Source organism: Methylococcus mesophilus (assembly GCF_026247885.1).
GTDB classification, from domain to species: Bacteria; Pseudomonadota; Gammaproteobacteria; order Methylococcales; family Methylococcaceae; genus Methylococcus; species Methylococcus mesophilus.
In genome coordinates this window covers 921,470-944,215 of the sequence record NZ_CP110921.1, presented here as the reverse complement: position 1 = coordinate 944,215, position 22,746 = coordinate 921,470, and the positions used below count along the sequence as shown (strand labels likewise).

The window sequence follows — 22,746 nt, the reverse complement described above, 5'->3', positions numbered from 1 at the left end:
GCCGGGCCGGCTATTGCTTCTTGGCTATGGCGAAGACCAGCGTGGCGCCGCCTTGGTCCGCGGAGGTGCTGGTGCCTTCGCGCCGGGTGAACATGAATTCCTTGCCGCCGTTCACCAGCACGAAAAACGTCTCAAAGGATTTTCCGCCCAGCACCGCATCGACCTTCCCGGTGCCGTCGAGATAGACCTCGTAGGTGCAATCGGACGTATCCTGGGTGACCGCCGCCTTGAGGCCGGCCTTGTTGGCCATACTGTGGATGCTGCAATGGCCATCGCCGTCGAAATTGAACACGCCTACGCGGATGGCGATTGCGCCGGTGGTGAGCTGGGTCGTGGCATCGAAATCGGCACCGAAATAGCCTTGCGCCGCGAATCCGTAACTGCCTTTTAGCCGCTTGTTCGCCAGGGTTTTTCCTTCGTCGTTGTACTCGAAGGCCGGGGCCGCGGCTGGGCCGAGCGCGAACAGGGCGCTTGCGGTCAAGAGGACGGTGGAGAGGAATTTCGACAGGCCGGGTGTTTGTGTTTTGGTGATCATCGAATGCGGCTGGCAGAGTGGACGTGATTGTCAAATCCGGAGAAATGCAAGTTCGCTGCCACGGACGATTACAAGGAATACGATGGCTCGGGACGGGAGATAATCGAAGAGTTGCGTGATATGCCTCGATGACCGTTTGAAATCACACAGTGGGCTATCGGCCGCATCGGGCGTTGCTATAGACGTCAGCGCAGCTTTCCCATCTGGTAATCCAGTTCGGCGCAGCGCATCTGGTATTCGATGCGAGCTTCGATTTCGTCGATGGCGCCGCGCGTGAAATTGAGCTGGGCCTGGGTCAGTTCTACGATGGAGCTCAATCCCATCTGGTAGCGCGACTGCGCCAATTGGAACGATTTGGTGGTTTCCAGAAACTGCTGGTGAGCGGGCGGCATCCGTTCGAACGCGGTTTTCGCCGCCATCCAGGCCACCCGGACATCGCGCAGGATGTTGTTTTCCGCGTCGGTCAGTCCGTGGGCCGCGGCTTGGTATTCTTTTCTCGCCTTGTTTTCGCGAGCCTCCAGGGCAAAGCCTTCGAAAACCGGGACATCGATGAGGAGGCCGCCGATGACATTGAATTTCGGATACTTGCCCGCCTCGATGTTGACCCAGGGCATGTAGTTGATGTCGCCCACCAGCTCGATCTTCGGGCGGGCCGCGGCTTTTTCCGCTTCCGCGAACTTTTCCGCCGCCTGCAATTGCAGCCGCAGGGTGCGCAGATCGGGCCTCAAATAGAGGGCCTCGGTGACTGCGGCTTCCAGCTTTCCGATGGGGGAGGGCAGGGGTTCCTCCCGCACGTCGAAATTTTCTTCGTCGCGGCTGCCCATGGCGGTGGAAAGCACGGCGCGGGCCGAAGCCAGATCGTTCTGGGCCTTGAGCAGCAACATCTGGGCATCGCTCTGGTTGACTTCGGCGAAGCTGACGTCCAGAGCAGATTTGAGGCCGGATGCGGTCAGTGCCTTGATCTGCTTTAGATTGAGTTCCCGTTTCGCGAGGGTGTCCTCGGCCACTTTGAGCACTTCCTGCGCTTGGACCATCTGAAAGTAGGCAGCGGTCACCAACAGCAGGATCTGCGCTTCATTAGCAGCCCGGTTTTCATCGCTGGCCTTGGCGTTCAGTTCGGCGCTGGCCACCAGGTTGGAGGTGCGGCCGAAATCATAGATCAGTTGCTTCAGGTAGGCGCCGGTCGCGGCCCGCGATGCAACCGGCGGCGGCGCCAGGCCATAGCCGGCGGCCAGCCGTGCCGGGGCATTCTTCGAGCTGTTGGAAATCGCTCCGACCGTCTGCTGGGTGATATGAGGGAGGTAGGCCGATCTGGCCTGGATGACGGCCTCCTGCGATGCCTGCGCCTGGAGGTCGGCAACCTGGATACGGGGGTGATTGGCACGGGCGACGTCCTGCGCTTCCCGGAGCGACAGGGTGCGGGCGCTTGCAGGGCCGGCGGCGCATTCCAGCAGCAGCGCCAAGGCAGGGAGCAGATTGCGCCGGTCGGGTCTCATGGAATGGCTTCCGGCAGGGAAGCGGTGGGCGCTTTGCCGTCGCGGTTGCGGAAAATCAGCACGTAGGCGGCCGGTACGATGAACACCGTCAGCACCACCGAGACACTGAGGCCGCCGATGATCACGCGCGCCAGCGGCGCGTAGGCTTCGCTGCCGGTGCCCAGCTTCAAAGCCATCGGGATCAGGCCGATGATGGTGGCGAGCGAGGTCATCAGCACCGGCCGCAACCGCGTCCGGCACGCCTGGGAGGCAGCTTCCTCCACGCCCATGCCCCCGGCGCGCAACTGGTTGGTGAATTCGACGATCAGGATGCTGTTCGAGACCACCATCCCGCTCAGCATGAGCACGCCCATCAGCGACATGACGTTGAGCGTGGTGCCGCTCAACAGCAGCATCAGGATCACCCCGGTGATGCCGGTGGGCACCGCCAACAGAATGATGAAGGGCGTGACGAAGGAGCGGAACTGGGCGACCAGAACCAAGTAGACCAGGATGACCGACAGGCTCAGGCCGACGGCGAAACTGTGGAAAGACGCCCGCATGCTTTGCACCGAACCGCGCAACGTTACCGTCACGCCTTCCGGCAACTGCATTCCCGCGACGATGTTCTCGATGGCGGTGGCCAGCCGCCCCAGGTCCTCGCCGTTCGGCGCGACATAGATGTCCATCACACGCCGGATCTGGTAGTGGTCGACTTCGTTGGGCGAACGCATCTCGCTGATCCTGGCGACGCTGTCCAGGGTCGTCGGACCTTTCACGTTCGGGCCGTGCAATACCAGGTTCTGCAGATCGGCGATGGACTTGATCAGATCCAGCGGATATTGGACGGAAAGGAAATAGTTATTGCCGGATTTGGGGTCGATCCAGTAGTTCGGCGAAATCATGACGTCCGAGGTCAGGGCCGAGATCAGGCTGTCGACCACGTTCTTCTCGGTGAGGCCGACCTGGCCGGCACGGATGCGGTCCACTTCGATGTTGAAGGCCGGCAGATGATTGTTCTGCGGAGTAAAAATGCCGCCGACGCCGGGAAGCTCCCGGATTTTCGCGGTCAGGGCCTTGACCACGCGATCGGCCGTCGCGATGTCGTTGGTGCTGACCTGGACGTCGATCGGCGCCGGCATGCCCTGGTTCATGACCGCGTCGACCAGCCCGCTGGTCAGGAGGTAGGCGCTCAGTTGCGGCATTTCCGTCTTCAGAGCCTCCCCGATCCGGTCCATGTATTCGAAACTGCCGGTCTTGTGATCGGCATCGAGGGCGACCTGGACGAAGGCCGTATCCTCGGTGGAGTTGGTGGTGTAGAGCGCGGGCAGGTCGGCCACCGAGCCGATGTTGGACATGATGAGCTGGAGGTCTTCTGGGGCGACGTTGCGGCGGATCAGCGCCTCGACCTGGCGGATCTGATCCTCGGTTTTCTCCAGCCGCATCCCCGAAGGCGCCTTGATCATGAGGGTGAACAGGCCGGGGTCGGTGCGAGGGAAGAAGGACAGGCCGAGCAGCGGAAACAGCAGCAGGCTGGCGGCGAACAGGCCCGCGATGCCGGCGAGCGTCGCTTGCGGGCGTTGCAGCGCGCGGGCCAGCAGGACTTGGTAGCGATCGAGAAAGGCCTTGAAGCGTGCATCGAACCCGGCGTTGAAGCTTGCCAAAAGTGAAGGGCGGGAGCCCGGCGCATGGCCGCCGCCGTGGACGTTCTTGATGAACCGGGAGCAGAACAGCGGCACCACCGTCATGGCCACGATGTAGGAAGCGAATTCCGACATGACCACGGCCAGCCCCAGCGCCGAGAACAGGAATTTGCTGACGCCCTGCAGAAAGCTCACCGGGAAGAAGACGATGGCCATGGTCAGGGTGGCGGCGAGCACCGGCAGCGAGACCTCCATGCCGCCCCGCTCCGCGGCCTCGGCCGCCGGTTTGCCCATCTCCATGTGCCGGAAGATGTTTTCCAGCACGATCACCGAGTTGTCGATCAGGCGCGAGAACGCCAGCGCCAGGCCGCCCAGGAGCATGGTATTGACCGAGCCGCCGCCGAGGAACATGACGAAGAACATGGTCAGCGCCGACAGCGGAATCGACAGCATCACCGCCCCGGTGGCGCGCGGACTGCCGAGGAACATCAGGATCATCAGGCCGGTCAGGCAAAGCCCGGTCAGGCCTTCGTGCATCAGGTTCTCGATGGCGCTCTTGACGAACAGCGACTGGTCGAAGATGACGTCGGTCGCCAGGGTCTTGGGCACATCGAGCAGGCGGGAGACGATGTCCTTGATGCCGTCGACGATGGCGATGGTGTTGGTATTTCCCCCTTGTTTCAGCACCGGCACGTAGACCGAACGCTGGCCGTCGATGCGTACGATGTTGGTCTGGATCATGGTGTCGTCCTTGGCACGGCCGACATCGCCCACCATGACCGCTCCCTGCCCGACGGTGCGCAGCGGCACCCGATCGAGCTCCCGCATGGTGGCGACCTGGCTGTTGGTGTAGATGTTGTAGGTCAGGTCGCCGATGCGCGAGAAGCCGGCGGGGAGGATCAGGTTGGCGTCGTTGACCGAACTCACCACGTCGTCGATGCTCAGGTCGTAGGCCTGCATCTTCACCGGGTCGACGTAGACCTGGATTTGCCGCATCTTGCCGCCGAACGGCATCGGCACCGAGGCGCCGGGGACGCTCGCCATCTGGTTGCGCACGTTGAAGCGGGCGATGTCGAGCAGGTCCTTCTCCGCCAGGCCCTGGCCTTTGAAGGTCACCAGGCAGACCGGCATGCTGGAGGCGTCGGATTTCAGGATCACCGGCGGCAGCGTACCTTGCGGCAAGCGGCGGAGGGTCGCCATCGCCAGATTGGAGATGCCGGTCAACGCCGAGTCCGGATTCGAGCCGGGATGGAAATACACCTTGATCAGGCTGACGCCGGGCAGGGAGCGCGACTCGATGTGATCCACCTCGCTGGCGAGGGTGAACATGCGCTCGAATGGCGCGGTGATGGCGGTTTCGATCTGCTGCGGCGGCATGCCCGAGTAGAAGGTGGCGACCATCACCACCGGTATGTTGATGCTCGGGAACAGGTCGACCGGCATGCGCAGCAGGGCCGACACGCCCAGCACCCCTGCCATCAGCCCGCAGACGATGATGAAATAGGGGAAGCGGAGGGCGAAACGGGGCATCTCGGCAGGCGGGGTTCAGGGGTGACTCATTCGCCGCCGCTGTCGGCGGCCGGGGCGTCGAACGACACCGTTCTCGTCTGCACGGTCTGGCCGGGCACGAACCGGGATCGTCCGGCAACGATGACCTTCTCGTTTTCCGCCAGGCCCGAGATCACTTCGTAGCGGTCCGGCGATTTGATGCCGAGCTTCAGCTTGCGATCTTCCACTTTGCCGTCCGGATCGACGACCAGGACAGTCGGCTCCTTCCCGTCTTCATCCACGGCTTCGACCGGGATCGCAAGGACCTGGTCGCGTCGCGCCAGCACGAACTCCACCGAGGCCAGCATGCCGGGCTTCAGTTCGAATCGGGGGTTGGGGATCAGGAGCTGGGTTTCCATGGTGCGCGTGATGTCGGTGGTTTTGCCCGTGAATCGCCAGATTTTTCCGTCGAAAGTACGGTTCAAGGAAGGTACGCGAACGGTCACCGGCGCATCCGCATGAACGAGCGAAACCATGGATTCAGGGACGGGGAACGAAAGCCGCAGCGGATCGACCTGCGTGATCCGCACCACCGGCATGGCCTGCTGGCTTGACTGGATGCCCTGGGGCACCATGGCGCCGGTGTCGGCATAACGCTTGGTGACGATGCCCGTGAATGGCGCCCGGATAGTCGCATAGTCGGCCAGTGCCTGGGCCTTGAGTTCCTCCGCCTGGGTTTCCGCGAGTTCCTGTTCGGCTACCAGGGCGGCGGCTTGGCGGGACGAAAGTTCCGCCGCCGTGGCATCCGCCTGGGACAGGGCGAGGTCGATCTCCTGCTGAGCCACCAGATTGGGCGTGGTCCGGTTGACCGAATACATGCGCTTGTAGGTCAGCTCCGCCTGATGGGCGATCGCTTCGGCGCGGCGGATATTGCTCCGTACCAGCCGGATTCGCTCACGGGCCCGCAAAACGGCGGCATGGGCCCGGGCCAGGTCTTGCTCGAGCTCCGGAACCTCGAGGATGGCAAGAACCTGGCCTTCCTTGACCGCATCGCCGATGTCCACGTCGATTCTTTTCACGTAGCCGGCCACCTTGGCGTGCACGTCGACCTGCTGGTACGGCTCGAACTCCGAGGCGATATTGAGCGTGCTCAGCAGGTCGGTACGAACTACGGGGGCGACCGCTGCGACGCTCGCCGATTTCAAGGCTGTTCCGTTGGAGCCGCCGTGGTCGGAGCAGCCGCCCGATGCCGCGAGGAGCGGTAGAAGGAGCGGGGCGAAAGCGAGTCGAAAGTTACCGAGCAGGCCGGAAGCGCCGGTTCCCCTGGGTATCGCTTTCATGTCCCCGCCTTCCTTGACGCTGATAGCTTGCTACACCGCGATGGGTTGGCGCCTGGGGACATCGTTCCGAGCCATGAAGGGGTTCCTTACCGTAGCGCCTAGTATCGGCAATGATTCAGGGATCGGCAAATGCCGTAGGGGGATGGCAGGGAGGGACTCGAGAGGCTGCGGAACAGAGACGGGCCGGCCGCGAAAGCCGGCCCGCGGCTCGATCGTCGCCGGGGTGGATTACTGTTTGGTCGCGTGGCTCTTGTGTGTGCCGCCCTGACCTGCCGCAGAAACGGTGGGTGGAGCGGATGCGGGCACGGCCTCGAACACATTGCAGCGTGCGTCGTTAGCCTGGAATGGCACCTTGGTCAGGGTGCTGACGCCGAAGTAGTCTCCCCACTCGCTGTAGCCCTCGCATGTCCACTGGCTGGGAAGGACGCTGGCTTCGTCGCTGCCGCAGTCCAGGGTAAAGGGCAGCCACTCGGTATTGCCTCCCGTTCTGACGACATGTACGGTCAGGCCGAGATGGGCTCCGGTTTGGGTGTGCATGGCGCTGGGATTGGCACTTTTGCCGAAATACTTGGTACCGACGTCGATCGTACCGGTTGCCGTGGCCATCAGTACGGCCAATGGGTTTTCTCCGTCCTGGTAGGTGTCTACCCATTTTCCGTGGACGCTGTAAGCCGTCTGTTTGCCGCCGAACAGCAGGGCGGCCAGGTCGTACCACGAGCTGACCAGCGCGCCCTGGGTTTCGGCGTCGATCACGAAGCGCTCGTCCGGGAACTCGCTATCGATATAGCAAGCGGATTGGGCATGAACGGCTCCAACGGGTGCCGCCAGCCCCGAGGCCGCCGTAAGTCCCGCCATAGCCAATGAAAGCATCGATCTTTTCACTCGGAAGCTCCTGGTTGTTGAGTTGAAGCGAAGGGACCGGACACAAGCCGCTGAGCCGGACAAGCGCCGGTCGCATTCTGGCACGCTATGGCATCGAGCGGAAGCTTCGCGCAACGCCTGAAAGCGCTTTCCTTAACGCATTCAGTTCAGGGGTCCTCACCGCCGCCGGCGCATGGACGGAGGAGGGCGGGAGCCACGGCCATCAGATCCAGTTGTCGTCGCTGCTTCCGGTGTCGTCGTCCGAAAAGTCGTAGCCGGTGTTGAGGAAAGAATCGTCCTGGCCGGACCAGCCGTCCTGAGCATCCGGGGAGGAGGGTGCCTGGTCGGAGCCGTAATAGTTGTTGATGGTGGTGTTTTCGGTCAGGTGTTCTCCGGCCGAAGCGCCCCAGGGATCGTGCTGGCCTCCGTGCATCAGGCTTTCGATTCCCTGGAACAGAAAGGAGCCGGCCACCACGCCGGCGGCGGTCGATGCCATGTTGCCGAGGAAGCTGGGCGCGCCGGATTGTTGCAGGGGCGGCGCGGCATGCTGGCGATAGCCCGGCGGGGTGGCGTCCCAGGTGCGGCCGGCCGGTGCGGGTTGAGCCCAAGGATCGCCCCCCAGGAAACTCCCGCCGCCGCGATTGACCGGGGCGGGCTGGCGCTGGAGCTGGAGCTCTTCGATTCGGGCCTTGGCGTTTTCCAGTGCCTTCTCCAGCAACAGGTTGCGCTGGATCAGCAGGTAGGCGGCATCGGGCTGGCGTGCCACGGCGTCCTGGATCAGCCGGTCGGCTTCCGGATTCTTGTCGATCCCCTTGATGTCGGTCAGCCGTGAGAGAAAGCGTTCGAGTACCTGGCGTTCTTCAGTGTTCATAGGTCGATGTTCGATGGCGGGCGCGAGTCCCAACACCGCACATTGTCGGGATGGATCGGAGGATTTCAATGGGGCGGTGGCGCGGGGAGGTCACAGCAGGTGCCCGATAGTCGGATGGTCCTCGAGCAGCCTGGCACGGAAGGTTTCCACCCAGGCGCCGGTGCGGGCGCCACGGGGTTCGGTGACCGCGATTTCCCGGCTGATGTGCATGGGGTGCGCGTTGAGGAAGACCAGTCGGTCGGCCAGCGCGATGGCCTCGCGGACGTCGTGGGTCACGAATAGCACGGTATGGGGCCGTTCCTGCCAAACGGCGAGCAGCAGTTCGCGGATACGCCGGCTGGTCGCGGCATCGAGCGATACAAAGGGCTCGTCCATCAGCAGCAGGGCCGGACGGACGGCAAAGGCCCGAGCCAGTGCGGCGCGGCGGCTCATTCCCAGGGACAGACGCTCCGGGAACTGGTGCTCGGCATGGCTGAGTCCCAGAATGTCGAGCAGATGGTCGACGTGCTCGCGCTCGGTTTCGCCCTTCGGCAGCGCCAGCTCGATGTTCTGGCGGACGCTGCGCCAGGGCAGCAGGCGCGGCTCCTGGAATACATAGGCGGTATGGGGCCGGTCGCCGGCATCCTCGCCGAAGTCGACGCTGCCTTCGAATTCCCTGTCCAGGCCGGCGACGATGTTGAGCAGGGTACTCTTGCCGCAGCCGGAAGGGCCGACCAGGCAGACGAATTCTCCGTGTCCCAGGTTCAGCTCCAGGTTTTCGATGACCGCCGGGTTTTCCCGCGAGGTCGGCACCCGGTACAGCTTCCGCACGATCCGTATGCGAATCATCGCCGCCACCGCATTGCCCGTGCCTCCATGGGCTTGAAGATTGCCCATTCGATGAGCTGGATCACCCCGACGAAGGCGATCGTGTAGGCCAGAATTCCCGCCACGTCGAACATCTGGAAGAACAGGTGCAACTGGTAGCCCATGCCGTCGCTGCGGCCCAGGATCTCGACCACCAGGATGATTTTCCAGATCAGCGCCACGCCGTTGCGGGAGGCGGCGACGAAGAACGGAAAAAGCTGCGGCGCGATGACATGACGCAAGGTCTTGATGCGGCCGAAGCGATAGGATTCGGCCATTTCCAGCAGATTGCGGTCGAGCGCGCGGGTGCCTTCGCGCAGGGTGACGACGACGTTGGGCAGCTTGTTCACGACCACCGCCGTCACCGCCGCAGCCTCGCCCAGCCCGAACCAGACGTAGCACAGGATGATGATGACGAGGGCCGGCACGTTGAGGAACAGCATCACCCAGACGTCGAAGAAACGGTCGAGGCGCGGGTGCCGTCCCAGCAGCACGCCCAGCGCGCTCCCGAGGCTCATCGCCAGCACGAAACTTACCGCGAGCCGTGACAGCGTGGCGCCGAGATGATGGAACAGGTTGCCGGAAAGGACTTCCCCGGCCAGGACCGTCAGGACCGCGGAAGGGCCGGGGAGGGCAGCCGACGCTGTCGCGTTCGCCGCGATCTGCCAGAGTCCTACCAGCGCCAGCATGGACAGTGCGGGGTAGATCCTGTAAAGGCTGGAGCGTAGGGAGAGCACGCCGGGAGAACGGATCATGGGACTTGAAAGGCGTGATATTGTACGGGGCGAAAAGGGCTTTGTCCCTGCAGTGCCGGGGACTTTCGATTCGAGGAGGGATTGCCGACCGATGTCCGACGAAGAGCCAATCGAGACCCGGCTGAAGCTCCGGGCGGTCGCCATCGATACCTACCGGGAAAATGTGGCCTACATGCACCGGGAATGCTCGGTGTACCGGGCGGAAGGCTTCCAGGCGCTGGCCAAGATCCGGGTCGGCTGCAACGGGAAGCAGATCGAGGCGGTGCTGAACGTGGTCGACGATATTTGCATCGTCGGTCCGGACGAGCTGGGCCTCTCCGAACAGGCGTTTCAACGCTTCGCCGAGCCGGCGGGGCAGCCAGTCAACGTGGCGCAAGCCGAGCCGCCCTTGTCCATGGACGGGGTCAGGCGAAAGATCGGCGGGGAGCGGCTGGATTACGGCGGCTATCAGGCCATCACCAGCGACATCGCCAAAGGGCGCTATTCCAAGATGGAAATGGCCGCATTCCTGGTGGCGACGGGCCAGAACGGTCTCGATCGCGATGAAGTGCTGTCGCTGACCCGGGCTATGTTGGAAACCGGAGTGCGCCTGAACTGGAACGAGCCGTTGGTGGCCGACAAGCACTGCATCGGGGGTATTCCGGGCAACCGGACCTCCTTGCTGGTGGTGCCCATCGTGGCAGCGCACGGCATGCTGATCCCCAAGACTTCCAGCCGGGCGATCACCTCGCCCGCGGGGACGGCCGACACCATGGAAGTGCTGGCCCGCACCGACCTGGCGCCGGAATCCCTCGACCGGCTGGTGCGGATGGAGCGTGGCTGCCTGGCCTGGGGCGGCACCACCCGGCTGGCGCCGGTCGATGACATGCTGATATCCGTAGAGCGCCCGCTCGGCATCGACTCGCAAGGCCAGATGGTCGCTTCGATCCTGTCGAAGAAGCTGGCGGCCGGCGCTACCCATCTGCTGCTGGATATCCCGGTCGGCCCCACCGCCAAGGTGCGGCAGATGCGCGATGCCATGAGCCTCAGAAAGCTGTTCGAATATGTCGGCGACCGCGTCGGCCTGCATTTGGAAGCCGTGATCACCGACGGCGGCCAGCCGATCGGCCGGGGCATCGGCCCGGTGCTGGAGGTGCGGGACGTCATGCAGGTGCTGGAAAACGATCCCGAAGCGCCGGTCGACCTGCGCGAAAAATCCCTGCGGCTGGCCGGGCGCATCATCGAGTTCGATCCCGATGTCCGCGGCGGCTTCGGCTATTCGATCGCTCGCGACATCCTCGAATCGGGACGCGCGCTCGCCAAGATGCAGAGGATCATCGACGCCCAGGGGCGACAGGAATTGCGGCTGGAGCCCGGGCGGCTGTTCTTCGACGTGCTCGCGGACCGAACCGGAATGGTGGTGGAGATCGATAATTTCTTCTTGGCGCAGACCGCCCGCCTGGCCGGCGCGCCGATCAGCAGGGGCGCCGGGGTGGATCTGTTGCACAAGCTGGGCGAAATGGTGGAGGAGGGGCAACCGCTCTACCGAGTCTATGCGGAATTCCCCGCCAATTTCGAATTCGCTCACGAGTTCACTCGCGTCAGAAGCGGCTACCGCATCGGCGACGCTCAGTTCCTCAGCAGACTGCACATGGAATTCTGAGCGTGATCGTCGCGGGCTTTGAGGAAACCTGCAAGCAGTCCCGTCAACTCGCCGAGGCGCTGGGCTGTCCCTGGCGCGAGATCGAAGTTCACCGTTTCCCCGACGGCGAAAGCCGGGTGAGGGTTCCGCCGGACGTACGCGGAACCGTGATCGTACACCGCAGCCTCGACCGCCCCAACGATAAACTGGTGGAATTGGTGCTCGCCGCCGAAACCCTGCGCCGGCAGGGCTGCGACCGGCTGATCCTGGTAGCGCCTTATCTCTGCTACATGCGCCAGGACATCGCATTTCATCCGGGCGAGGCCGTGGCCCAGAAGGTCGTCGGGAGCCTGTTGGCACGTTATTTCGATGCCCTGATTACCGTCGACCCTCATTTGCACCGGATCGACCGTCTGGACCAGGCGGTGCCGCTGAAACAGGTCTTGAGTCTGTCATCGGCGACGCTCATCAGTCGTCATCTGGCGACAGATGAAAAGGAACGGCTATTATTGGGGCCGGATCAGGAGTCCCGCCAATGGGTGGAGGCCATCGCACGAAAGGCGAGCCTGCCGTGCGCCGTCGCTTCGAAGCGACGGATGGGGGACAGGGAGGTAGGCATCGCGCTCCCGCGGGAGGTCGGGGAATTCGATGCCGTGGTGCTGGTGGACGACGTCGCGAGTACCGGAACCACCTTGGCGGAAGCGGCGCGGCTACTCGTCCAGGCTGGCATAACCAGTATCGACGTGGCCGTGACTCATGCTTTGTTCGCCGGCGATGCCTGGAACCGGCTCAAGCAGGCCGGCGTCGGGGAGATAGTCTCGACCGACAGCATCAGCCACCCCACCAACCGAATGTGTCTCGCACCTCTGCTGGCCGATGCGGTGCGAAAATACGCGTTTTGAGCGGCCCTAGCAGCAGGAATCTTTACGTTGTACAAATTCCGTTTCCCTTCGCTGTCGGTTAGCAAACTGGTACTCGGCGGCTTCGTGCTGGCGGCTCTGCCATTGCTGGTTGCCATCGGCTCGACCGTCAGCGCCGTCGACGATCTTGCCGCGCAGTCCCGAAAAACCGTCTATTCCGTCGCCCAGCTCAGCCAGAAAAGCTTCCTGCTGATGGAGCGGCTAAGCGATCTGGAGCGCAAGGGAAAGCAGCTTCTGGTATTCGATGACGCGGATATGCGCAGTGCCTTCAAGGCGATGCATGAGCAAGTGCAGGACATCGTGCTGGACTTGCGGGTCCGGACTGAAGACGAGCCGTTGACCGCCCAGCTCGACCAGTTCGGATCGGACGAGGCGTCCGCCTATCAGAGCGTGGTCGAGGTTTACGAAAGCCGCAAGGCGAAAGCGCAAGGGGCGGCGCAGCGGCGTAACTCGCAGGGTTCCTTGGCGGCGCTGGCGAAATTTGACGATGTGTTCCAGGCGCTGGGGATGAGGGCCAGGGCTTTGTCGCAGGCCTATACGGTGCTGATCGACAAGGATGTCGCGCTGCTCGACGGGCATTCCAAGAACGTCCAGGACCGCATCCTGGTGCGGTCGGCGGTGTTGGTTCCCGGGGCCGCCTGCCTCGTCGTCCTGTTCACGGTCCTCATCACCCGTCCGATCCGCCAGCTGGAGTCGGCGATCCGCCAGTTGGGGAGCGGCGATTACCGCCAGCCGGTCAGCGTTACCGGGCCGTCCGACCTGACGTTCCTGGGCGAGCGCCTGGAATGGCTCAGAGGCCGGCTGAATGCGCTGGAGGAGGCCAAGCAGCAGTTCATGCGCCACGTGTCGCACGAAGTCAAGACGCCGCTCGCGACCATCCACGAAGGCACGGGGCTGCTGGCCGATGAAGTGGTGGGCGAGCTGAATCCGGAGCAGAAGGAAATCACCCAGATACTGGTCAGCAACACCCAGCGGCTCGAGCGGCTGATCACCGCGCTGATCAATTTCAGCCAAGCCAACGCCGACCCGGCTGCGCTCCGGCGCGAACCGGTGGACATGCATGCGCTGGTGGTCGAGGTCCTGGAGGAGTATCAGTTGCGTCTGCGGGCGAACGAACTCCGGGTCGATTCGCATCTGGCGAAGATCGAAATCGAAGGCAACCGCGAACAACTCCGCACTGTGGTCGACAACCTTCTGTCCAACGCGGTCAAATATTCCCCGACCGGCGGCCTGATTTCACTGCGGCTCTGTGCCCTGGACCACTACATGGAACTCGAAGTCGGCGACGAGGGGCCGGGGATAGCGCCGGAAGAGCGGCACCAGGTGTTCGAGCCTTTCTTCCAGGGCAGCAAGGGCCGGGAACTGGGCATCCCGGGCACGGGGCTCGGTCTGGCCATCGTCCGTGAATGCGTCATGAGCCACCATGGCAGCGTCGAGTTGCTGGATGCGCCGACCGGCAAGGGTACCCTGGTCAGGGTCAGAATCCCCTGGTGTGACGAATCGTCGCCGCGGTTGCGTGTGCGAATATCGCTTCCTCGACAAGGAGAAACAGCCAATGTTTAAGGCACATGTATTGCTTATTTTGCTTGCAGGCCTGTTGGCGGGGTGCCAGTTGTGGCAACCCGCCAAGCCTCCGGAGCAGCCGGTTGCGGCTCCTCCCCGCGACTATGCGGCGACGAATCTGGACGCGCTGGTCCGCTACAGTGAAGACCTTGCCAGGATGACGCCGGCCGAGCGTCTGCCGGAATGCCAGCAGGTCGACCGCATGCAGGCATCCAATCCGCGCATGGGATACCGGCTTCACCTGCTGCTGGCGCAGATGGTTACGACGGGGTGCGGCGACGCTTCGGTGACGCTGGGTAACATCAGGGTGGTGACCAATGAAATCGAAGACACGCGCGTACGCGGCTGGCTGGCCTACCTGGGTGAGCTGGTGTCCAGGTCTCAGAAGGAAGCGGCCGAAAAGGCCGAGCTGGACAAGCAGATCAAGGAGGCGCAGAGCGGCAAGCACAAGGTGCGCAAAGACGCAAAGGCCAAGGACAGCAAGATCCAGAACCTGGAAAGTGAAGTCGAGGAATTGCGCAGCAAATTGAACACGCTCAAGTCGATTGAGCAGAAACTATAGTAATCGGGATATTCAAACGATGAGTGAAACGCGCAAGCGAGTGTTGCTGGTGGACGACGACCCGGACCTGTTGCGTCTGATCGGGTTGCGCCTGACGGCGGCGGGGTTCGATGTGGCCAAAGCGGCGAACGGCCAATCGGCGCTGTCCCAGGTGGCTGTGTTCCGGCCCCACGTCGTCGTGACCGATCTCAGGATGGATGGAATGGACGGGATGGCATTGTTCGACGCCTTGAGCGAACGCCATCCCACTCTGCCCGTGATCATCATGACGGCGCATGGCACCATCAACGACGCCGTCGCTGCGACCCGTCGGGGGGTATTCGGGTTCGTCACCAAGCCGGTGGACAAGAACGAGTTGATCGAGCACATCTCCGAAGCGATCCGCATCAACGGAACCACGGCCGTCGTTCCCGACAAGGAGGAATGGCGCGGGCGGATCGTCACTCAGAGTCCCCTGATGGAAGACGTCTTGGGACAGGCGCAGCGGGTGGCCCAGAACCGCGCCAGCGTGTTCATCGGCGGTGAGAGCGGCACCGGCAAGGAACTCCTGGCGCGGGCAATTCACGACCTGAGCCCTCGCGCCAAGGCGCCGTTCGTTGCCGTCAACTGCAGCGCCATCCCGGAAAATCTGCTCGAGTCCGAGCTGTTCGGCTACCGCAAGGGTGCGTTCACCGGCGCGACGCGAGATCACCAGGGCCTGTTCAAGGCTGCCGACGGCGGCACTCTGTTCCTGGATGAAGTCGGCGACATGCCGAGGTCGTTCCAGGTGAAGCTGCTGCGCGCCCTTCAGGAGATGAAGGTACGCCCGGTCGGGGCGACCCTGGATGAGCCGGTCGATGTGCGCGTGATCTCCGCTACTCATGTCGACCTTGAGCAGGCTATGGCGGAAGGGAACTTCCGCGAGGACCTGTATTACCGCCTCAACGTGGTGACCCTGCTGTTGCCGCCGCTGGTCAAGCGTCCTGAGGACATTCCCTTGCTGGCGATGCATTTCCTGCGGGATCTGGTGAGCTCGTACGGCGATCAGGTCAAGGGATTCTCTCCGGAAGCGATGGAGGCGCTGGTGAATTTCCAATGGCCCGGCAACGTCCGGCAACTGCGCAACGTGGTGGAGCAGTGCGTTGCGCTGTCGACCACGCCGCTGATTCCCGTGACCCTGGTGCAGCGCGCCTTGCGGGAGGCGCCGTCAGCTTTTCCCTCGCTGCAGGAGGCCCGGGATCAGTTCGAACTCAACTATCTCATCCGCCTGTTGCAGATGACCCGGGGTAACGTGACTCAGGCTGCCCGCTTGGCCAAGCGCAACCGTACCGAGTTTTACCGGCTTTTGAGCCGGCACGGGATGAATCCGTCGATGTTCAAGGCGGGTGGGGAGCCGGCCGGCGATGTGCAACAGCCTTCGTGATATTCTCAGTCCCCGGTTTTTTTACCCTGATTTCCTCATGAGCAATCCCATGTCACAGGTCGCGGCGGCCGATTTCCGCCGCTTGAATTCGCCCGGGATGGCGTTCCGCTGCCTGCTCACCGGCTTGACTTGGCTGGCTAAGCCCGGTATCCGGCGCTATGTTTGGATTCCCCTGGCGGTCAATTTGATTCTCTACAGTCTGGGACTGTGGCTCGGGATTCGCTATTTCTCCGCTTTCCTTAGCTGGATGATGCCGGGATGGCTGGATTTCCTGCGCTGGCTGCTGTGGCCCGTATTCGCCGTCGGTTTCTTCACGGTGATGTATTTCACCTTCTCGGTGCTGGCCAACATCATCGGCTCGCCCTTCTATGGCGCCCTGGCTGAACGCACGGCGGAACTGGCGACGGGGCGCCGGATCCGGCCAGCAGGTGCGCCGGGCGAGGCTGGCATGTGGTCGGCCCTGAGGAGCGAGTTCCGGCGCCTGGCCTATTTGGGGCTGCGTATCGTGCCTCTGGCCATTCTGTTCCTGATTCCGGTCGTCAACCTCGCTGCCCCGGTGTTATGGATGGTCTTCAATGCCTGGTTCATGGCGCTGGAATACACCGCCTATCCGCTGGAAGCGCGCGGCTGCGACTTCGACCGCCAGCGGGAACTGCTGGGCCGGTTCCGGCTCGGTGCTGGGACATTCGGCGGGACGGTTCTGCTGGCACAGACGATCCCTCTCCTGAACGTTCTCGCCGCGCCTGCGGCGGTCATCGGCGCTACCCTGTATCTGCTGGAGCTGCCGGCGGAAGAGTAGGCGGCGCGCACCAGAGAAATTCGCCGGAGGCGTCCACTTTCGAGAGGCGGACCGGCGTAATCCGGTTGGACAGCCCGGTTTCCGGGGTCTGCATGGCGACGCGGAGATAGTTCGGCGTGTAGCCGCGATCGGCGCCGTCCCTCCGGTTTTCCCACAGCACCGGCATTTCCCTCCCGGCAAATCGACCCAGCACCGCCTGCTTTTGTGCCTGGGCCAGGGTATGCAGCGCCCGGCTGCGCTCCTTCTTGACCTCGGCAGGAATCTGTCCGTCCATTGCCGCGGCTTTCGTGCCCTCGCGGACGGAATAGGTAAAGACGTGGATGTCTCCGAAGCCCATGGTTTCGACGAACTGCAGGCTTTCCTCCCATTCGTGGTCGGTTTCGCCCGGAAATCCGACGATGATGTCGGTGGTGATGTTGATGTCCGGGACTTGCCGCCGGGCTTGGGCCACCAATCGGGCAAATTCTTCCGACTTGCAGCGCCGCGCCATGCGCTTGAGCACGGCGTCGCTGCCGCTCTGGAGCGGCAGGTGCAAATGCGGCATGAAACGGGGGTTTTCGAACAGTTCGAAAAAGCCCGGAGGCAGGTCCCAGGGTTCCAGCGAACCCAGCCGCAGGCGCGCAATCCCGGTCTCCTGCAGGATCGAACGGATCAATGCATCCAGCGGCAGCCCAAGCTCGCTGCCGTAGCCGCCGAGATGCACGCCCGTCAGCACCACCTCCTGTACGCCTTCCGCCTGCAACTGCCGGATCTCCCGGATGACTTCCGCGGGCGGGCGGCTGCGTTCGTCGCCCCGTGCCACGGTGACGATGCAGAACGTGCAGCGGTAACGGCAGCCATCCTGCACTTTGACGAACGCGCGCTGCCGGCCCAGAGCGAACAATGCCGCCTCGCCGGGTTCGGTGGAAAATTCCGGCATGGCTTCGAGCGCGAGTTCCCGCGCGGCGATATCAACCAGACGCGATTTGTCAGCGTTGCCGACGACGAGGTCGACGCCGAGCGCCGCTGCTTCTTCACGATGCAGAGTGGCGTAGCATCCACTGAGCACGAGGCGCGCGCGGGGGCTCTGGCGCTGACTGCGCCGTATCGTCTGTCTCGATTTGCGCACGGCTTCCGCGGTTACGGCGCAGGAATTCAGCACGATGATGTCAGCATCGCACGCTTCGTCGACGAGGCGGTGGCCACCGGCTTGAAATTCCCGGGCCCAGCTTTCCAACTCCGCCTCGTTCAGACGGCAGCCTAGGCTTTGAAGATTGATTCGCATGATGAATGGACGTTGTGGAACCGCCGCTCAGTTGTCGTCAGTGCGGGCGGCTTGTTTGGCCGGCAGAAAATTACGGTAATCGATGGACAGTTTGAGTCCGATGAATTTTCCGGAAAATTTCCGTAAAGTCTTGCTGGCCGGGTCGAACCAGAACCTGACCAGCGCGATGCGCCGGTTTCCTTCGTCGTCCTCGATATGGGGGGTGTTGAGCCGGTAGCGGTAAACCCAAAGCCGACCGTCCTCATGGTCCAGCTCCAATGCCGGCTGCCCCAAGCCTTCCTTTACGCGAGCCTGGTTGGGAAATCCCGCATCGATATGCGGCAGGTCCTTCGGATCGACCTTGAGTTGGCGCTGATCCTGGAAAATTTCCCCTTTGCCCAGCGACTTTAAGGAGGCTTCAAGAAACTGCGGAGGCGCCGCGGCCAGGAAAGGTGGCGGAAAGTCCCAGACCTCCAGCCGCGATTTCGAGTTGAAACTGAGCACAAATTCCAGATCCTGGTGGCCGGGATCCGGCTTGCCGCTCATGTCGATTTTCTCGAACAGCACGTGCCAGCGGCTGCCCTTGGGCAAGGCTTCGATACGGGTTGGCTCCATCCGCGTCAACTCGCGAAAATCGTCGGCGTAAAGGACCGGGTGCAGGAATTCAAGCAGGAAGTGGTCGGTCGAGACCACCTTGAAATGATCGTCGAAATCGTCGAGCTGGTTTTTGACTTCAAGCAGCCGGAGCCAGACGCACCCGAGGAGAGTGAGCGTCATAGCCAGCAGGGAGCAACGCAGAAAAAATCGCATTATGCAGAAATCGAAGCGGAGACGAAAAATAATTGTCCGCCGCCAAACACGCCTGGTCAATGCGAAGACTCGCGGCGTGCATGCGGTCGACTTGCTTCATAAGGGCATCAACCTTATAATGCGAAGCTCTGGGCCGTTAGCTCAGTCGGTAGAGCATTGCACTTTTAATGCAGTGGTCATTGGTTCGAATCCAATACGGCCCACCAAAAATATCAAAGGGTTAGGCGAAAGCTTAACCCTTTTTTGTTTCTGAGCGTAGCCGATTCGTAACCACCAAGCGCGGGCCTCCGTGTAAGGCTACGCGCAATTTGGCATTGTTTCGCGCGCAATTTGGCACAAACATCACTATCATCCCAGAACCAAGGCGTACCGCCGTAACGAGACGTCAATTTGAGCTAGTGACGGAGAGCCTCCTTCTTTGCCCGAACATCTTCATCGTTCGCTTCCCGATCCCATCCTTCTGCGATTCGAATGAGCATCGCGGCAGTCCGGGGAGAATCCGGAATAGCATTGGCCCACTGTCGCGCTTGTTGCGCCAATGCGCGCTCTTGGTCACCGCCTTCCGCGAAAGCCTTGGTGTACACGCCTCGCATGTTATATCGCTCAGTCATCAATCCTCGCTCAACCTTGTCAGAGGCCAGTTGCTCAATAACTGCTCGGACTGCTTCGTGTGGCCAGACTTGGTCGACTGAGCTCGGCGGGGAATGGGCAAGTAAGGTCCCGATTTTGAAATCCACGACAGCCTTACGGTCCATCTCCTCAGCGAGCTCGCGAACTCCAAAGCACCAGTTACTCAGAGCCCCGAAGTCTATATTCTCGTCGCTCTGGCCCGGTAGAACCCGCAGTTCATGCAGCACTTCATACGCGGCCTTGGCAAGTCGCATTTCGCCATCTGACAACTCTCTGCGTTCACCCTCACCGCCGGCGGGTTCATATACCGCACATATCATCCGCATATAGATTCTTGCGTCCTGAACCATTAGACGATGTAATGTGAGAGTTTTCTGCCGATGGCCGAGGAAAGGCACGTACGCCAACTCCATTCTTGCGAGATCTTCTGCAGCCACGTCACACCGCTTTTCAAGCTCGTCAAAGATCTCTTCGATGTAGTAGACGGATACCGTTCCCCTGTCATCTTTTGAGGCATTAATTTCTGGTATAGCAGCGGTGAGCAAACGCATAAGACTCTCCGACGGGACGTCACCAAGTCGACGAATTGATGCCTCGATTGCTGCAAACGGTCTATCCCAAGAAAGGTATGTCTCCATTGCAAACTCGAGGTCTTCTGTCGTTCCGTCAAAGGGGAACGAACGCTTCTGTTTCCAATACACCTCCTCGACAACCTCACCGAAGCCGTGCACGATATCCCAAGTCTCTTTGGAATCTTCCAGTGCGACTAGGAGTTCGGCCTTGCGTTCTGGCACAAGATTCATGTCGGCGGAGATTGCACGGAGCACATCGATCCACATTGTTCCGAATCTGGCTGCGCCATTACGAATTACTAATGATCTAACGGCGGCGGTGCTTTCTCCACCGTCCAGTGAGAGGCGCAAAAGCTCGCGAAAATCGTCAAGCGACAGATCTAGGCTGCGCCAGCTGGCAACCGCAAGCTGTGGAAACTTCGCCTTCTTTGCCAGTTCCATTAGTCCACGAACACCCATAGACCTGTAAACTGCTAAGATCGCCTCCCGCCGTGCATGGTCGATCGCGACCGTCGGATCCTCGATTTTGGTGCTTTTGTTCGGAATGTGAGGTAGCCACTCGTCGAACAGCCATATGTTCGCCAAAAGCGGGGCGTTGGGTTGATACTTGCTGACGACCTCATTCAATCGAGCAAGCCTCCCCTCACTTAATCCCCACTCTGCGTCCGAGAAGGTATGATGGCGATTTGCTTCCTGCCGTAATGCGTCCCAGATGCCGAACCGCTCCTCTGCCGACAGCTTACCAAAGAGCGAATCCAACACGATGAGTGCCTTTTCAAAGGGCGCTGGCTGGAATCTACTTATCCTGTGGATAAGGGCTCCCCACCGATCCGCATCCGTCCCAGCATGCTTTAGTGCAAGGTCAATAATTACGGCCTCACTCTCCCATACGATGCCATATGTCAGGACCTCTATTTTAGCGTTTTCACATTCGCGGAACTTTGGTTTTACGGTTGGATGTGAAATGTCCCCGTATTCTGGCAGGAGCTTTGACAGTAAGGCCCACGCGATTCCAGGAACATGATTTACAACGTGAGTCAGCACCCCCATTCGCTGATCGAAATTGGCATTTGTATTTGGGGCCCATTGACCTGCTCCCCGAGATTAGTCCGGTCGTGATGTAGAGTCTGCCTCGATAGGAGGCAGCATGAAGAAGCGTTTCACCGAAGAACAGATCATTGGCATCCTGAAGGAAGCCGAAGCCGGCCTAAAAGTAGCGGAGCTGTGCCGCAAGCACGGGCTCAGCGAGGCGACGTACTACAACTGGAAAGCGAAATACGGCGGCCTGACAGTGTCGGATGCGCAGCGGCTCAAGGCACTGGAGACCGAGAATGCCCGGCTCAAGCGCCTGCTGGCGGAGGCGATGCTGGACAATGCTGCGTTGAAAGAGGTTGTAGGCCGAAAGTGGTAAGCCCACAAGCCAAGAGGGTGGCGGTCTCCCATCTGATGACAAAGCACCAGATGGGCGTCACGCGGGCTTGTGGGCTGATCGGTATTTCTCGGTCGCTGTATCGCTACGATGACCTGCTCCCCGAGATTAGTCCGGTCGTGATGTAGAGTCTGCCTCGATAGGAGGCAGCATGAAGAAGCGTTTCACCGAAGAACAGATCATTGGCATCCTGAAGGAAGCCGAAGCCGGCCTAAAAGTAGCGGAGCTGTGCCGCAAGCACGGGCTCAGCGAGGCGACGTACTACAACTGGAAAGCGAAATACGGCGGCCTGACAGTGTCGGATGCGCAGCGGCTCAAGGCACTGGAGACCGAGAATGCCCGGCTCAAGCGCCTGCTGGCGGAGGCGATGCTGGACAATGCTGCGTTGAAAGAGGTTGTAGGCCGAAAGTGGTAAGCCCACAAGCCAAGAGGGTGGCGGTCTCCCATCTGATGACAAAGCACCAGATGGGCGTCACGCGGGCTTGTGGGCTGATCGGTATTTCTCGGTCGCTGTATCGCTACGAAGCTAAGCGGCCAGTAGACCAGGAGCTCAAGGAACGACTGTGCGAATTGGCAGCGCAGAAGCGGCGCTATGGGTATCGCCGGCTGCACGTGCTACTTTGCCGAGAGGGTTGGGAAATCAACCGAAAGCGCACCTATCGCGTGTATCACGAGGCCGGCCTGATGGTCCGCAAACGAAAGCGGAAGCGCATTGCCGGCGTGGAGCGCCAAATCAAGGTCGCGCCATCGGCGCCTAACGAGAGTTGGTCTATGGACTATGTTTCGGACGGTTTGGCCGATGGTCGGCGGCTGCGGTGCCTGAATATCGTCGATGACTTCACGAAGCAGTGCTTGGCCATCGAAGTCGATACTTCGCTGCCTGGCAGACGTGTAGTCGGTGTGCTGCAACGGCTGGCAGAGATCCGCGGATTGCCCAAATCAGTCACCGTCGACAACGGCCCCGAGTTTGCCGGCAAGGCTTTGGATGAATGGGCCGATAGCCAAGGACTGTGCTTGAGCTTCATCCAGCCAGGTAAGCCACAGCAGAACGCCTACATCGAAAGCTTCAACGGCAAATTCCGGGATGAATGCCTGAACGAGCATTGGTTCGTCTCGATGCGCCATGCTCGCCAAGTCATTGAGGAGTGGCGTCGGGAATACAATGAGCAACGCCCCCACAGTTCGTTGGCTTACCTGACGCCAGATCAGTTTGCAGACACATTTTTAACCGCAGACTCTATGTCCGTTTCGGACTAAATCGGGGAGCAGGTCAACCCGACGCGGGCCGCCGGTGTAAGGCCGCGCGGAGTTTGGTATTGATTCGCAGACGAATTGGCACAGGCAAGGTCCGTCGATTCAGCGCTGAATCGCACGGGTTCTT

At 61.6% G+C, this 22,746-nt stretch carries 18 protein-coding genes, 1 tRNA gene and 1 pseudogene; 9 read left to right on the top strand and 11 right to left on the bottom strand.

Going from position 1 to position 22,746, the window contains the following annotated elements; all coding sequences use genetic code 11:
• Positions 1–10: 10 nt before the first annotated feature.
• The 8 genes from OOT43_RS04245 to OOT43_RS04210 form a co-directional block, all read right to left on the bottom strand.
• Positions 11–535 carry a hypothetical protein gene (locus OOT43_RS04245; protein WP_266023467.1) on the bottom strand — a complete coding sequence of 175 codons (525 nt, stop codon included), beginning with the start codon at positions 533–535 and terminating at the stop codon, positions 11–13.
• Positions 536–720: 185 nt separating this feature from the next.
• The gene (locus tag OOT43_RS04240; RefSeq protein ID WP_266023466.1) at positions 721–2,031 is read right to left on the bottom strand and encodes a TolC family protein; all 1,311 of its coding nucleotides are present in this window, start codon (positions 2,029–2,031) and stop codon (positions 721–723) included.
• Entirely contained in the window at positions 2,028–5,183 is a 3,156-nt protein-coding gene (locus OOT43_RS04235) for an efflux RND transporter permease subunit (protein ID WP_266023465.1), read from the bottom strand. The genes OOT43_RS04240 and OOT43_RS04235 overlap by 4 nt, the downstream gene beginning before the upstream one ends.
• Positions 5,184–5,209: 26 nt before the next feature.
• Complete coding sequence (locus tag OOT43_RS04230; protein ID WP_266023463.1) at positions 5,210–6,481, bottom strand: efflux RND transporter periplasmic adaptor subunit; 1,272 nt, start codon at positions 6,479–6,481, stop codon at positions 5,210–5,212.
• Positions 6,482–6,709: 228 nt separating this feature from the next.
• A complete protein-coding gene (locus OOT43_RS04225; RefSeq protein WP_266023462.1) occupies positions 6,710–7,363 on the bottom strand; it encodes a hypothetical protein in 654 nt (217 codons plus the stop codon).
• Positions 7,364–7,565: 202 nt separating this feature from the next.
• The gene (locus tag OOT43_RS04220) at positions 7,566–8,213 is read right to left on the bottom strand and encodes a DUF2076 domain-containing protein (protein WP_266023460.1); all 648 of its coding nucleotides are present in this window, start codon (positions 8,211–8,213) and stop codon (positions 7,566–7,568) included.
• A 90-nt stretch (positions 8,214–8,303) separates the two neighbouring features.
• Entirely contained in the window at positions 8,304–9,041 is a 738-nt protein-coding gene (locus OOT43_RS04215; protein WP_266023459.1) for an ABC transporter ATP-binding protein, read from the bottom strand.
• Positions 9,038–9,814: an ABC transporter permease gene (locus OOT43_RS04210; protein ID WP_266023458.1), complete on the bottom strand. Its 777-nt coding sequence runs from the start codon at positions 9,812–9,814 to the stop codon at positions 9,038–9,040. The genes OOT43_RS04215 and OOT43_RS04210 overlap by 4 nt, the downstream gene beginning before the upstream one ends.
• A gap of 91 nt (positions 9,815–9,905) precedes the next feature.
• Here OOT43_RS04210 and OOT43_RS04205 point away from each other — a divergent pair, with 91 nt between their 5' ends.
• Genes OOT43_RS04205 through cysZ form a run of 6 tightly spaced genes read left to right on the top strand, consistent with a single transcriptional unit; the run spans position 9,906 to position 16,681 of the window.
• On the top strand, positions 9,906–11,456 hold the full coding sequence (locus OOT43_RS04205) for a thymidine phosphorylase family protein (protein WP_266023457.1): 1,551 nt from the start codon (positions 9,906–9,908) through the stop codon (positions 11,454–11,456).
• Between the two features lie 2 nt (positions 11,457–11,458).
• Entirely contained in the window at positions 11,459–12,337 is an 879-nt protein-coding gene (locus OOT43_RS04200; RefSeq protein WP_266023456.1) for a ribose-phosphate pyrophosphokinase, read from the top strand.
• Positions 12,338–12,364: 27 nt separating this feature from the next.
• Complete coding sequence (locus tag OOT43_RS04195; protein WP_266023454.1) at positions 12,365–13,918, top strand: sensor histidine kinase; 1,554 nt, start codon at positions 12,365–12,367, stop codon at positions 13,916–13,918.
• Positions 13,911–14,480: a surface-like protein gene (locus OOT43_RS04190; RefSeq protein WP_266023453.1), complete on the top strand. Its 570-nt coding sequence runs from the start codon at positions 13,911–13,913 to the stop codon at positions 14,478–14,480. The genes OOT43_RS04195 and OOT43_RS04190 overlap by 8 nt, the downstream gene beginning before the upstream one ends.
• 19 nt (positions 14,481–14,499) lie before the next feature.
• Positions 14,500–15,882 (top strand): sigma 54-interacting transcriptional regulator, encoded by a 1,383-nt coding sequence (locus OOT43_RS04185; RefSeq protein WP_266023452.1) that lies wholly within the window; start codon positions 14,500–14,502, stop codon positions 15,880–15,882.
• A gap of 49 nt (positions 15,883–15,931) precedes the next feature.
• Entirely contained in the window at positions 15,932–16,681 is a 750-nt protein-coding gene (gene cysZ, locus OOT43_RS04180) for a sulfate transporter CysZ (RefSeq protein ID WP_266023451.1), read from the top strand.
• Here cysZ and mtaB read toward each other — a convergent pair.
• On the bottom strand, positions 16,644–17,945 hold the full coding sequence (gene mtaB / locus OOT43_RS04175; protein WP_266023450.1) for a tRNA (N(6)-L-threonylcarbamoyladenosine(37)-C(2))-methylthiotransferase MtaB: 1,302 nt from the start codon (positions 17,943–17,945) through the stop codon (positions 16,644–16,646). The two genes, cysZ and mtaB, sit on opposite strands and share 38 nt — an antisense overlap.
• 27 nt (positions 17,946–17,972) lie before the next feature.
• Positions 17,973–18,734 (bottom strand): hypothetical protein, encoded by a 762-nt coding sequence (locus tag OOT43_RS04170; protein WP_266023449.1) that lies wholly within the window; start codon positions 18,732–18,734, stop codon positions 17,973–17,975.
• Between the two features lie 130 nt (positions 18,735–18,864).
• Here OOT43_RS04170 and OOT43_RS04165 point away from each other — a divergent pair.
• Positions 18,865–18,940: transfer RNA gene (locus OOT43_RS04165), tRNA-Lys, on the top strand.
• Between the two features lie 189 nt (positions 18,941–19,129).
• Here the strand turns inward: OOT43_RS04165 and OOT43_RS04160 are convergent.
• Positions 19,130–20,986: a hypothetical protein gene (locus OOT43_RS04160; RefSeq protein WP_266023448.1), complete on the bottom strand. Its 1,857-nt coding sequence runs from the start codon at positions 20,984–20,986 to the stop codon at positions 19,130–19,132.
• 97 nt (positions 20,987–21,083) lie between these two features.
• Here OOT43_RS04160 and OOT43_RS04155 point away from each other — a divergent pair.
• Positions 21,084–21,454 (top strand): annotated as a pseudogene (locus OOT43_RS04155) (transposase); the annotation flags it as partial.
• 62 nt (positions 21,455–21,516) lie between these two features.
• Positions 21,517–22,622, top strand: a protein-coding gene (locus OOT43_RS04150; RefSeq protein WP_394358008.1) for an IS3 family transposase whose coding sequence is annotated in 2 segments (ribosomal slippage) — positions 21,517–21,775 and positions 21,775–22,622 — 1,107 coding nt in all. Because the reading frame shifts where the segments join, the coding sequence is not laid out codon by codon here.
• The last annotated feature ends 124 nt before the right edge of the window (positions 22,623–22,746 follow it).